This is a genomic window from Dolichospermum circinale AWQC131C (assembly GCF_000426905.1).
Classification (GTDB): Bacteria; Cyanobacteriota; Cyanobacteriia; order Cyanobacteriales; family Nostocaceae; genus Dolichospermum; species Dolichospermum circinale.
In genome coordinates this window covers 68283-68488 of record NZ_KE384606.1, presented here as the reverse complement: position 1 = coordinate 68488, position 206 = coordinate 68283, and positions in this window count along the sequence as shown.

The window sequence follows — 206 nt, the reverse complement described above, 5'->3', positions numbered from 1 at the left end:
AGTACCCTATATTCTCAATAATCTTGAGAATTTTCTCAATAAGCTGACGAAAAAAGTTAGTTTCATGGCTTGCAATTCTCAACTATTTTTTGTACAATTTTTTTAGATAAAATCTGCTTGGGCTTTTTCTGAGAAAAAACCTTAATTATCTCGTCACTACCTTAACCGATAAATTACTGATAAATTACTTGCCAGTGCTGCATTTA